The organism is Microbacterium sp. WCS2018Hpa-23 (assembly GCF_031843845.1).
Taxonomy (GTDB): domain Bacteria; phylum Actinomycetota; class Actinomycetes; order Actinomycetales; family Microbacteriaceae; genus Microbacterium.
The window spans coordinates 186,730-199,595 of sequence record NZ_JAVTIZ010000008.1 but is presented as its reverse complement, the minus strand read 5'-3'; the positions used below and the strand labels follow the sequence as shown (position 1 = coordinate 199,595).

The following is a 12,866-nucleotide window of genomic DNA, read 5'->3' as shown; positions in this document are numbered from 1 at the left end:
GTGTGGGAGCAGGCGTCGGTGTGGGAGCAGGCGTCGGTGTGGGAGCAGGCGTCGGAACAGGTTCTGGGCCAGGTGTTGGCTCGACCGAAGGTGCAGGATCCGGTGTGGGGGTCACCGGGGTCGTGGGGGTGACGGCAGCCTCATCCTCAGCCGGCGACTGGGTCAGCGGCGAAGAGGGAGACGGGCGCAGCGTCGCACCTGGCCACATGGGCTCCACCACAAACGCCTCGTCGTCCGTAACGGCGTCCAGCAGCGAGTGCGGTGCGGGCGCCTTTGATGAGTCAAGAGTCGTCTCCTCGAGGCCGCCGGGACGAATATGCGCCTCGTCTCCCTGGTCCACCTGGTCGGATGCCGTGATAGGCGCAACGTCGTCGGCTCCCTGCGTAGCCGCCACGATCCCCACAGAGCTTGCAACCAGGACTGGCACGCCGATGAAGGCCAGAGCGAGGAGTCGGCGTTTGCGCTTCTTCTGATCGTCGTCGACAGTCTCGGACATGCATCATCTCCCTATCGATGGGGCGCGCCATCGGGTATGACACATCATGACTTTATCAGTCGAAAGTGCCGTTTTCGCGCGTATATGAGTGAAAACGGACACGGCCCCGGATGGAGATCCGGGGCCGTGTCCTATACCGCCTCGATCAGTTCTCCGCGGAGGTGAACTTGAAGACGCTCGTCGAGCCGGAGCCAGAGGTCACGAAGACAGTCCGACCGTCAGCCGAGATGACTACTCGCGACGAGCTTCCCGAGGCCATCGGGATCCGGACGAGTTCCTCGCCTTCCTGCGTGTCGAACACGATGAGTTCCGTGTTCCCCGATACGTACAGCCAGCGGCCGTCGGGCGAGACCGTCATTGAGTACGCCTGCACCTTGCTGAGGGTGTGAGACTCAATCACCTCGCCGGTTGCAATGTCGATGCGACGGACAGTCGAACCGTTCACCGTCCAAACCGTGTTGTCAGGTCCGATAGCCAGCGACGTCACAGTCGTCCCTTCGTGAAAGACCTTCGCAAGACCGGATTCAGGGTCAACCTCGAAGCTCTGGTTCGTTCCTACGCTCGATGCGAGCACGCGCCCATCAGCGAGGACAGTCAGCTTCCAGTAGTTCGCCGTCTTGCCGAAGGTCACTGCTCCAAGGCTGGTGCCAGTCGAGACGTCGTACGTGATCATCTCGACGGAGGCGGCCGTCTTCGTGCGGACGAGATGGATCTTCGTCCCGTCTGGCGACCACACCGCGTCCTTGATTGAACTGACCTTGATCTCGGACACCTTGGCCAGACTCTCCGTGTCGAAGATCTGTACCACCGCGTCGGACTGGACCAGGTATCGCGTGCCATCAGGGCTGAGCTGTCCCCCACGCGGAGTCACGCTGAGCGCCGTCTGCCTGACCACTGTGTTCGTGGCGGCGTCGACGACAGAGAGCCTGCCGACACTCACGACGAAGAGGTGCGTGCCGTCGGGCGAGATTGACCCGCCGACTGGCCCACTGGTCGTGTCGAACGATCCTGCAGGTGTGATGGCCGGGTTCGCCTTGACGGTGAACGTGACCTCATCACGCGCGGTCAGACCCTCCTTGTCCTTCACCTCGATCGTGACCTTATAGGACCCTGTCGAGGGCGCCGCTCCGCTCAGGGAGCCGGTGCTGTCCAGCTTCACGCCGGCGGGGAGCGCTCCGTCGACGATTCGGTACTGGTAGCCGCCCCAACCGCCCGTCGCGTTGAAGCTGTCGTCGAACCGGACGTACTGCGTGAGTGCGAACGGCCCTGCGGAGAACTCGATCGGACGAGGTGAGACCTCTACGTTCACCGTGAACGTGTTCCGACTGATCTTCGGCGCGTTGGCGTCCTCGACCATGAACTGGATCCGGTACGACCCTGCGACGGGGTACCTCGCGGTGAGCGTCGCGCCGTCGAGCGTGACGGTGCCCCCATCCGCGTTGACCAGCGTGTAGATCATGTTCGCGTTGCTGGCACCATTGGATGCCAGCAGTTCGATCGACTGGGTCTCGTCGGCGTCGAGTTCCAGAGTCTCGGTGGACATCTCCAGCAGGTTCGGGTTCACGTAGATCGCGGAGCTCTTGGTCGACGTGTTCTTCTCGTTGCTCGCTGTCAGCTGGATGGTGAAGCTGCCCGAGATGGTCGGCACGGTCCCGCGCAGGTGTCCGTCGACGAATGTCAGCCAGCTGGGGAGTCCGTTCGCGGTGTACGAAATCGCGAGCCCCGTCGACGACGTTGCTGCGAGGTCGACGTCGATCTCAGTGCCCACCTGGAAGTCCAGGGAGGTCGGAACGGTGAACTCGAGCTTGTCGATCTTGATGCCGCCCTCACCAGGATTGATCGTGGGATCCTCAGGCTCGACCTCGGTGCCGTCGCCCGGCTGCGGGTCGGTCGGGTCGGTCGGGTCCACGGGCTCGACGGGTTCGGTCCCCTCCCCTGGCTCGCCAGTACCGGGATCTGTGGGGTCCGTGCCCTCACCAGGCTCCACAGGATCAACGGGGTCAGTCCCTTCGCCAGGGTCAGTCGGGTTCGTGGGGTCCACCGGCTCTGTAGGCGTCTCGGGGTCTCCCGGCTCGACGGGATCCGTACCTTCACCAGGAGTCCCACCCTCATCGCCGTCGTCGCCCGGGTTCGGGTTGGGGATGACGGTGCCCCCGTCCTCCCCTCCGGTTCCAGGGTTCGTACCCGGCTCATCCGGGTCGCCAGGCTCGCCCGGCGTCTCCGGAGCGATCTCCTTGAACACCATGAGTGTGAACCAGCCGCGCAGGACGCTCTTGCCGTTGTCAACCTCGAGCTGGAAGAGATAGCTGCCCGTGGCCGAAGTCGGCGTCCCCGCGATCGTGCCCGTGACGGGATCGATGTCGATGCCCGTGGGGAACTCTCCCTGGGTCAGCCGCCAAGTGGCGCCTTCCATGTCGAACTCGCCCGTCACATGCATGAGCGCCTTGTACGCCTCGAGGCGGACTGCCACGGCCAGGAGCTGCGACTTCTCGCTGTTCTCGCCACCGGTCGTCGGCTTCTCGCCATCCTCCGGCGTGGGCGTCGGCGTGACTTCGGGGACACCCGGTGTGGGCTCGGGGGTCGGCTCAGGCTCCCCCGGGGTGGGATCCGGGCTGGGCTCCGGAGTCGGGCCACCGGTACCGGGCGTCGGGTCAGGTGTGGGCGCCGGCGTGGGATCAGTGGATGGCTCCGGCTTCGGAGTGGGCGTGGGATCCGGAGTCGGGTCCGGGGACGGCAGCGGGTCGGGAGTCGGTTGGGGAGTGGGATCCGGAGTCGGGTGGGGCGTGGGCTTCGGGTCCGGAGTGGGGTCCGTCGGGTCGGGGTTGGTGCTCGGAGCGCTCGGGTCGCCAGGGACGGTGGGCGCTACCGGGTCAGTTCCCCCGCCATCGGGCGTGGCGGTCGGTTTCTCGTCCACGATCGCACTGGGCCATGTCGGCGCCACGGGCAACGCCACATCCTCCGACGGGGGCTGCTCGCTCGTGATGAGGTCGATGAGGCTCTTGTTCGACGGGTCGGCAGTGCCCAGTTCCGCGGGATCCTCGAGAGCGCCGGGACGAATCTGAGGCTCGCGCTCGGAGTTGATCTCCGCCTCGACAGACGTTGCGGGCGCGGTGTCAGTCGCACCCTGCGTGACAGCCACGAAGCCGATGGAGCTCGCGAGAACGACCGGGGCACCGATGAAGGCGAACAGCAGCAGCCTTCGCTTTCGCTTCTGCTCGTCGTCGTTCTCGGGGACCTCTGGTTCGGGGGTCTCGGACATGGGGGTCTCCGTCTCGCAGTTGAGGGGGCGACCGGCGGGCACCCGGCGCCCCCTCAATCTATCAGCCGAAACGATCGTTTCCGCGCGTATATCAAGGAAAACGAGTGTCAAATTCAGCTCCGTCGGAGCGCAATCCCCATGCGCGTTCGATACGCGAACATCACCTTGAACAGAGTGGCGAGAGCATCGGGGTGCGCTGTCCCTTCCTCGAGCTCACGGATCCTGATCGGTCGCACGCCGGCCACCTCGGCCACCTGCTTGAGAGTCGCGTGGCCGCGGAGCTTGATCAGGAGCGTTGCGAGGTCCTCTGGAGACTGCAGCATCCGGAACTGCTCGGAGTCCAGCTTGATCCGGCTGTGACCGATATGCAGGGAGCCGCAGTGGTTGGAGCACCAGTAGTGGTCGACGGATGCGTCATCCCGGATGCGCTCGGGGATCTCCCCCACGCTGCGGTAGCGACGCTTGAACTCCCACCGCCCGTTGCGTTCGGTCTTGCACTCGCGTGGCGCCTGCGACGGGTCCTTCTGCGGCTCGGCTATGCCCGCACATCGAGGGGTGTCGAAGAGGCCCAGGTAGACCGGCGCCCCGTTGGCGCCCAGACCCTTCCCGCACTTCTTGCAACGCTGACGCTCGGGGAACAGCTTCTCAGTGGCCACAGGCCCTCCTTCTGGGTTCGGTGTCGATCAGGCGCGAACGACGCCGAGGTAGTTGGTCTTCAGGGGGAAGGGCACGCAGAGCCGGTCGACGTCTCGGCCGGAGTAGCTCTGGTTGGTCCAGTCCGTGAGATTCCACTCCGCGATGAGCGGTTCGGGCGTCGACAGCTTCTGGCCTGGCCGATGCTTCTTCTGCGGGTCGGTGTAGATCCAGCGATCGCTCTGGGCGAGGATCTCCACGAGCTGGGAGGCAAAGTCATTTCGGTTGCTGGGAACGCCAGATGGGTGAGTCTTCCGATGCCAAGTCACAAAGAGCTCGTACAGGAACGCCGTGGGGAGCAGCTGCCAGACGAACTCGTCCTCGAACTCCAGCCAGAAATCGCGCACCGGAGAGTTCTCGCGCTGGAACTGCGCGAGCAGCTCCTGGCACGCCGGCGGGTTCGAGAACTCGGTGTGTGTCATCGACAGGGCGCGTCGAAGCACGTACTGGAGCACGTCGGTGCGCTTGAGGTAGTCCTGCTTGATGTACTGCCGCTCCACCCCGGTGAAGGATTTCCGGAACGGGATGAACGCCTGCCTCCGTGAGTATGACGCGCTCTTGTCACGGCTCTTCGGGAAGTCGTTCACGCACTGAATGACCATCCCTGAGAAGCTCACGCTCACCGGATCTTTGTACTTTCGGTCCAGCACGAAGTTATCGCCGGTGACGATACTTTTGAAGTCGCCGAGGTCCTTCGCGAACGCTCCGACGCTGTTCTCGTCCGTGATGATCGCTCGCGCGTGGACGAGCTCGGCGAGGGCGAAGGGCTTGCCGAAGTTCGCGATCGGGATGGAAGCGTGTCCGCCCGGGCCCACGAGGTTGCGCATGAGCTCACAGAGGGTCCCCTTGCCGTTGTTCCCTCGAGTCGAGTGGAAGAACGCGGCCTTGTTCCAACGCACGCCCGGGCGGAGTACGGCGCTGATGATCTCCCAGAGCAGCTCCGGCACACCTTCATCGTCCGAGAGCTCCTCGATCCAGCTCTCCACATCCCACTGATCACCATGGGGGGTGTCGATGACCGGGTTCGGCGCCGAAGGGTCGAAAGCGATCGGGCTCTTCTTGAGAAAGACCCAATCGGCTGAGAACGGGAGCAGTTCCTGCTTCGCGTGATCGAAGACACCGTTGGCGACGGGGATCAGGTGCGCATCCGTCGTCTTCGTCACGACCTCGGCGTGCATGCGGAGTCTCTTGAGCAGCGACTCGATCGCGCTGGCGGTGAACGAGGGGCGCACCTGGCTGGCCAGTTGGGCGATCGGGGAGTCGGAGAGCGCGTACAAACCCTCGTCAGGGCCGACCTCCTGGTAGAGGCCGAGCACGCAGTCATCTGGAGATCGAGATCCCGACAGGCTGATCGCCACGATGCGATACCGGGCGAGGAGAACGCGCACAACGGTCATCTCGTCCAGGGCCTGGATCTTGGTTAGGGGAGGCGAGCTGGAGAACGCGTTCTTGCGCTGCTTGTTCTCGAGCCCAAGCCCGGCGTTGATGCGCTGAAGAAGCTCGTCGCGGATATCACCCAGGCTGACGGAGCGATCGTCGCGAATGGACATGAGGTACTTGGTCACCGTGCGCTCGATGAGCGTCTCGGCCGACGTCGGCTGGAACCCCGACAGCAGGGAGCTGGTGCCGGCTGCTGTTACTGACTGGTCTGAATCGTCGCGTACTGATCCCATGGCGGGTCCCTTCGGTGGCTTTGCTCGCTACCCGAGGCGCACGACCTAAGTCGAGTGGTATCACCTCGTGAAGCTCACCAACCGTAGCACGCGGAAACGACGTTTTCCCTCATGTATGAGCAGAAAAGAGTGCACAGGCGGTTGTAACTGCCTTGTTCCTGCCGATTCGCTACCTGCAGTGACAGCTCCAGGTACACCGACCTTCGTTGGTTTTCCGGGGCTTCGAGCCACATCGGAGGGGTCTGTACCTGCTGTACCTGATTGATCAATAGAAAGAGATAGACACGACCCTCTTCACCCTCGCCTCCCCTCTGTGCACCAGCGGCCAGTCGCGTACCACTCCCCCATATAAGGTTTCGCGCTGAGCGCAGGTCCACCAGGTACACGCGGAAATAGTCCAGATGAGAGGGTATAAGCCTGGGATCGCGCCTGATCCACTGACGCATCGTTGTTCTGTCCGTCTCAACTGGCCTTTCTCTGAATCCCGGCCGTACCTGCTCGGGCTCCAGGTGCGGCCAGGTACAGAGTGCGGTCCGGCCCCTCGTTGCCTCTTCGCCCTCTGGGGAGATGCCCGCGGCCGCTCGATCTGGTGCATGTCCCACGCGCATGAGAGGGTCTAACGGGTGCAGGCGCGCAGTGTCCGCTCCCTGACCGCTGGGTGACCGCGTCATGCCCACCTGGCGCCCACGCCCTCATCTCGAGGCGCATACGCAACAGATTTCTCGGTTTCTGACCGTGAAACGGTCACGCGCTGGCCACTTCACGCCCACCACAGGGGCAACACGCGCAACACGCATTCACTCGTAAACGTGCGAATACGACGAACTGCTGGTAGCGTCACGCGAGTGCCCGATGAAACCGCTGCTGCCGCAGGAGCGCCTTTTCCCATTTCCGGAAAATACGCACCGGCAGTGTGTCGCAACCGGCTCCAGGCCGTTAACGACCCTAGTTTCAGAGTCATGACCACCGCGATCGCGCACTCCCAGAACCCTGGTGCCGACGACAGCGCACCCCACACGACCAAGGCCGGACGCGGACGCCCCAGCAAGGGCGAGCGAACCGCCATCGTCTGCAAGGTCGATCCCGAGATGACTTCCGACATCGTTCTCTTCGCACGAGTCGCCCATCTCACGCCTGGGGAATACATGGTCAAGCTCGCCGCTGAGCAGCTGGGGATGATCTGGTACACACCCGAGCCCACCATGCGCCTGGACGGCGACAAGCCTTTCGAGTTCACCTCGCCGAAGATCTGGGACGACGGATTCTGCCGGATCAAGGCGCTGCCGCTGAGCGAGTTCGGCGACGTCATCAAGGGCCGCGCCCGCCAGGAGGGCCTGGGATTCGGCGAGTACATGGTCTACCTGGCCGCGAGGGCACTTGAGATGCCCGCCAACGGCCCTCAGATCCCTGAGCAGCTCGAAATCGTGAAGGAGGCCGTCCAGACAGCCGCCTAAAAGACTGAGGCCCCCATACTCCGAAGAGCTGGGGGCCATCAAATCTAAGTGTTCACGTTCTGCCACGTCGGCAAACAAGTCAGATCGTGAAGTTGATTCGGGAACCGGTTGGCGCCGGATCCTTAGTCGTACCACCAGGTGAACCGGGAGGTATCGCCATCGTAACCCATCAGCGCGCCCTTTTCACCTCATTGCTCGAGTTCGACACGCCGTCGAAGACCGATGCGATCGAGGCAGCATGGTCGATCACGCGCGCCATGGTGAAGCGACGTTACGTCAACAAGATGCGTGCTGACGCCGACGGCACACTCACTTCCCACCGCTATCCGGACTTTCACAGCGCCATCGGCCCTGTGGCCCCGTCGACGCCGTGGACCATCAACCTCACCGACGACATCGACCGGCTGTTCTGGTACGCCTGCTTCGACCTCGACGCAAAGACGCCCGAGGCCTACCAGGATGCGACCGAGGACCTCGGAGTCCTCGTCAGGCTCCTGCAGCGCGCGGGCCTCCCCCACGTCGTATGCCGTTCCAGCCGCAACGGTGGCTTCCACGTCTGGCTCCCCCTCGCCGGCATTCCGGTGGAGATCATGCGGGAGCTCGCTGACGCCGCCGGCGCCGTGCTCTCCTCACTCGACAAGGCGATGCTCGTCAACAATGTGACCGGAGCGGTGCGGCCCCCGGGATCACCCCACCGCGACGGCAGCTTCTCCACCGTCATGGAGGGCGAAGACACCTACCCCGTGGACGTCCTTTTCACACCCAGCGTCGTCGAGAGCGACATGCGGCGCGTCATCGACTCCTTCCGTGAGCTACGACCGGCTATCGACTCCGAGAAGGACGTCGTGGCCGGGCCCACCGATAGCCGTCACCAGACTCACCGACCTCTTCCCCCGCACGCGGTCAAGCTCATGCAGGCTGTTGGAGGCGGGTATGACCCCTCCAACAACGGATACAGATGCCTTCTCGCGGCCGCCCTTGCGGGCTGGAGCTTCGCCGACGTCGAGGAAGCCGCCAAGACAGCCCCAGGCATGGAGCACTACCGCACCGAGAACTCAGCAGAGGGCGGCCGCCGCGTACCTCGCCGCCCCAAGGAGGCTCGCGCTCGACTCGAGCGCCAGTGGGCAGCGGCACTGCGGTGGGCCGGGACTCGAGTGAAGTACACCGAGAAGCGCGCACCACGTGACCTCACCGAACTGACTGGAATCGTCGACAGCGCTGAGGCGATGCTGAATGCCTTCCGGGTCTCTCCTGGCCGCTGGGCCCGTGCGGAGTCCGATCTCCACGACAGCAGCGTCCTGGCGGCCCTGGTGTGGATGGCTGTGCGGTCGGGGCAGCGCAACGTCACCGCATCGATCCGCACGATCGCCATTGTCACCGGCATCCCTTCGACCACCGTCGATCGCTCTCTGCGTCGCCTCAGCGCGGGCGAATGGATCTCGAGAGTTCGCTACGCAGAGGGTGCTGAAGCTGCGGTCTGGAGGGTCGCAGAGAAGTTCTCCACAGCACACCTACATGTCGGGCCACATCACACTTCGAACGCCCGCCCCCCAGAGCAGCTCTTCGACGTCAGAGCCGCTGTTCTGCGTTCACTTGAGGATCTCCTCAATGCAGGCAGGAGCGACGTCTTCACCCGAGCAGGTCTCGGACCCACCGCACGGCGCGCATATGAGGCGCTTCAGACGGCGGCCGCGCATCCAGACAGCATCGCAGAACGCTCGGGTCTCCCCCGCGGCCGTCTCCTCGCTGCACTCACGCGACTCAAGAGACACTCGCTCGTGGTGAGTACTGCAGAGGGATGGCGCCGCCGTCTCAAGGACTTCCGACACCGAGTGGCTATGAAGCTCGGAGTGAGCGGCATCCTCGCTCAGCGCGAGCAGAACTACGCTGACGAACGCACCCTGTGGGCATGGTGGCTCGCCGAAACGACCTTCCGTGCTGGTCGGTCACCGAAGCAGCGTCGTAGACCAGACACCGGTCAGGTCAGGTTCCGACTCAGCGATGAGCGAGGTGATACCGATGCGTGGCCGGCCTACCCTCGAAACGCCGACGATCGAGCTGACCATCAGATGGCGATGCGCTACGTGAAGGCCGGCGCACTGCAGCTGCTACGCGACGAAGAGCTCGCCGCGTAGTCCCACATCGGGTTCGATCAGATTGATCGACCAGGACGAAGCGGCGACGCGCTCCCCTGGTACGGATGCCCGCCGTTGTGGAGCTGCTCCCGTCGAGCAATTTCACGCAGGATTGCAATGTCGACGAAATGCCCGAAGGACTCGTCGCCCTCCTGATAGTTCGTCACGCGGTATGCCTCACGTGCGCGATTACGGGTCCCTGTCCGGATTCTCACCGTGACCGGGATAATCACCTCGTCGGCGGCCTGTTGAGCCTCCTCGAGCGTCTGCGTGGTCGGCTGAGTACGAGGTGGCGCGTCGAACGAAGGTCGAGACGGCTGCGCGGCCGCCGTGGTAACCGGCGCGGCCGGCATTGCTGCAGACTCCACCTGCGGACTGACGTCTTCGGGCTCGGGGATCACAGAAGGGGGCATGCTTGGCCGCCGCCCAAGAGTGAGTGTCCTATCCCCTGACTCGGCGGATTCAGCGTCCTCCGGCGCAGGAGACATCGCGGGTCGATTCTTCTTCTGGAGGAAGGCTAGGTTCGCACGTGGTTCGGTCATGCGCCCACCAGTTCCGCTTCCTTCTCTGCGAGACGTTCGATCATCTCTTTGCCAACTGCGTGAAGATCCGCAGCCAGCTTGTCAACCGATGCAGGCATAGCCGCCGTGGCATCGGCCTCGCCGCGTCTGATCTGCCACCAAGATGGTCCGGTCTTTGCCTGCGCCTCGAGCTCGAACGCGAGCTTCCCCTCTTGACGCGCTCTCACCGCCGATGGCGTCGAATGACGAATGATGTTCTCGAAGATCGCACTTCCGTCGCCGCCGAAGGCCTTCATAACGTCTTCGCGTGCGTCGCGACGAACCTTGGTCGCCTGCTTCTCGATATCGACGATGACGCATCCCAGCAGGTCGATATCGGGGTTGATGTCCATGACAGACTCGAACCGATCCGTGATGTCGTAGAGGCCCTTCTGACTCGACTTGTCCGGCTTGTACGGCACGAGGACGTACCGGGCTGCTGCGACTGCGTTCGTCTGCAAGACGTGCTCCCCCGGCGGGCAATCGATCAGGATCATGTCGTAGTCGTTCGCGACCTTCTCTAGCACTCGTGCCAACGACAGCCGCCAGTCACGCCCCTTCGGCTGCTGGACGTGTGACGCGAGACCTGATGCCGCCATGTGCAGCTGCCGTCCCCCCTGGAGAACGTCGAGGTTCTCTCGCACACCACGAAGTAGCTTCGGATCCGCATCGAACATCAACGACTGAGCGAGGCTCAGGCCTGCGTCCTGTTCAGGGTTCGTGTCGTAGCCCAGGTCATCAGCACAGTTGCCCTGCGGGTCCATGTCCACGACCAGGACTCTGTACCCGCTGGCCGCCAGCATCCCGGCGACGTTGCAGGTGAGCGTGGTCTTCAACACCCCGCCCTTCCCGTTCATGACGGCGATCACTCGATTGAGGACAGATCGGTCAACAGCCATTGGAAATCCTTCGGTGCGATGTGCAGGTATCCCCCAGTGTCACAGCCGAACCAGCTTCAACGTCGCGGCCACGCTGAGTATGAAGCAATCATTGCTTCGTAAGCAATGTACGTGTTCAACGCTTCGAGTGCTTCGAAAGCATCGATTGCAACGTACGCATACATCGTAAACATAGTACACAGCAGTGAAACAGGCGAAGTTGGGCGCCCGAATCACGATGTAAGCAATGTATGCACACGATGTGTACATATGAACCGTTGTAATCAATCGTGTCTGAGCCCGGACACGCCGCCTTTGGAGCGACTTGGTGGCTCGAGCACGCGAGAGAATGAACTACAGCAGGGGAGACGGGGACTGACGAGATGGCTACATCATCAAACGGCTCAACGCCATCGAATGGACGGCCACGCGCGCGCTCCAGCGCCGCCTCGAACGATGCTGGCCACCCTGCGGAGGTCGCGAAGCCCGCTGACGCCCCGAAGACGAGCCTGATCCTGCCTGGGATGACCGGTGGAAGCGTCGGTTACTCGACTCGCCTGTTCGCTCAGGTATCTCTTCCGCAGCGGAACCCAGGGGACAAGCCCTTCATCGAGCGCACCGATGGGAACATCACTCTCACGATGCGGCCTGGTCTCTTCCAGTTGCCCGGTCAGCCCGAGAAGGTGGAGCGATACCCGTACGGCGTCTACCCGCGTCTCGCGCTCACGTATGTCTCGACGGAGGCGTTCCTCTCCAGGAGCCCCGTCATCGATCTCGGCAACAGCATGCGCTCGTTCCTTTCGAAGCTCGGCGTCGAGTACAGCGGGCGAACGAACCGTGTCGTCAAGGAGCAGCTCGCTGCGCTCTTCAGTGCCCATCTCTCGGTCCACATGAGAGACAAGACGGGTTCGGGGGAGGGGACGGCCGCCGAGTTCCACACCGTGGCAGACGGCTACACGCTCTGGTGGGCGAACGACGAATCTGAAGGTGACGATGGCCTCTGGGGCTCTGTAGTCCGCCTGTCGCCTGGCTTCTACGACTCGATCATGAAAGAGCCTGTCCCGGTCGACCTGAAGGCGCTGCGCACCCTCGGCGGCAGCCCGCTCCGAATCGATGTCTACCTCTGGGCGGCATACAAGATGCACAGTCTCGAGGCGCCTACGAAGCTCACTTGGGACGATCTCTACTCGCAGTTCGGCTCCCAGTACGGTCGCGCTCGTGCCTTCAAGGCACCATTCACCAAGGCGTTGAAGGAGGTGGCTGCGGTCTACCCGCAGCTCGACGTCGACTTCGTCGATGACGGAATCATCATGCGTCCCGCACTCAAGCATGTGCAGTCTGGGCGGCCGGCGAAGGCGATCGCCCCGAAGCCAGACGCTGCCGCGTAGCTCAGAGCCTCAATTTCCGCGGAATTCCGTGGGGTCATCTGGTGGCACCCCTCGCGTCGAGACACCGCGAAAGTGGGATCATCTGGTGGCGCTTCCCCCGGGTTCCACGGGAAATCGCGGGGTCATCTGGTGGCGGGTGTCTCATCGGTCACCGATAATCCGTGGGGTCATCTGGTGGCGCGGGCGGCAATGAGGCTCGATGACGCCCTGGGGTCATCTGGTGGCGCTTGCCAGGACGAACCTCGGAATCACGCGGATACTCACGCCTGGTCAGGGTCAAGCACCCGCGGAATCGCGGGGCTGAGCGCCGGTCGTTTACGACTGATGGCC

General features: G+C 63.5%; 8 protein-coding genes. 3 read left to right on the top strand and 5 right to left on the bottom strand.

Going from position 1 to position 12,866, the window contains the following annotated elements; translation table 11 throughout:
• Positions 1 to 641 precede the first annotated feature (641 nt).
• From RQG77_RS15070 to RQG77_RS15060, 3 genes are all read right to left on the bottom strand, one after another.
• Complete coding sequence (locus RQG77_RS15070; RefSeq protein ID WP_311245455.1) at positions 642 to 3,755, bottom strand: putative Ig domain-containing protein; 3,114 nt, start codon at positions 3,753 to 3,755, stop codon at positions 642 to 644.
• Positions 3,756 to 3,868: 113 nt separating this feature from the next.
• Positions 3,869 to 4,411: a hypothetical protein gene (locus tag RQG77_RS15065; protein WP_311245454.1), complete on the bottom strand. Its 543-nt coding sequence runs from the start codon at positions 4,409 to 4,411 to the stop codon at positions 3,869 to 3,871.
• 27 nt (positions 4,412 to 4,438) lie between these two features.
• Positions 4,439 to 6,121 (bottom strand): phage/plasmid primase, P4 family, encoded by a 1,683-nt coding sequence (locus RQG77_RS15060; protein WP_311245453.1) that lies wholly within the window; start codon positions 6,119 to 6,121, stop codon positions 4,439 to 4,441.
• 959 nt (positions 6,122 to 7,080) lie between these two features.
• On the opposite strand from RQG77_RS15060, the gene RQG77_RS15055 reads away from it, so the two are divergent.
• Entirely contained in the window at positions 7,081 to 7,575 is a 495-nt protein-coding gene (locus tag RQG77_RS15055; protein ID WP_311245452.1) for a hypothetical protein, read from the top strand.
• Between the two features lie 257 nt (positions 7,576 to 7,832).
• The gene (locus RQG77_RS15050; protein ID WP_311245451.1) at positions 7,833 to 9,710 is read left to right on the top strand and encodes a hypothetical protein; all 1,878 of its coding nucleotides are present in this window, start codon (positions 7,833 to 7,835) and stop codon (positions 9,708 to 9,710) included.
• 17 nt (positions 9,711 to 9,727) lie between these two features.
• Here RQG77_RS15050 and RQG77_RS15045 read toward each other — a convergent pair whose 3' ends face one another.
• Positions 9,728 to 10,063, bottom strand: a complete 336-nt coding sequence (locus RQG77_RS15045; protein WP_311245450.1) for a hypothetical protein — start codon at positions 10,061 to 10,063, stop codon at positions 9,728 to 9,730.
• A 185-nt stretch (positions 10,064 to 10,248) separates the two neighbouring features.
• Complete coding sequence (locus RQG77_RS15040) at positions 10,249 to 11,169, bottom strand: ParA family protein (RefSeq protein WP_311245449.1); 921 nt, start codon at positions 11,167 to 11,169, stop codon at positions 10,249 to 10,251.
• Between the two features lie 503 nt (positions 11,170 to 11,672).
• Here RQG77_RS15040 and RQG77_RS15035 point away from each other — a divergent pair.
• Positions 11,673 to 12,536, top strand: coding sequence for a replication protein RepA (locus RQG77_RS15035; RefSeq protein WP_311245448.1), 864 nt, complete (start codon positions 11,673 to 11,675; stop codon positions 12,534 to 12,536).
• Positions 12,537 to 12,866: the final 330 nt, after the last annotated feature.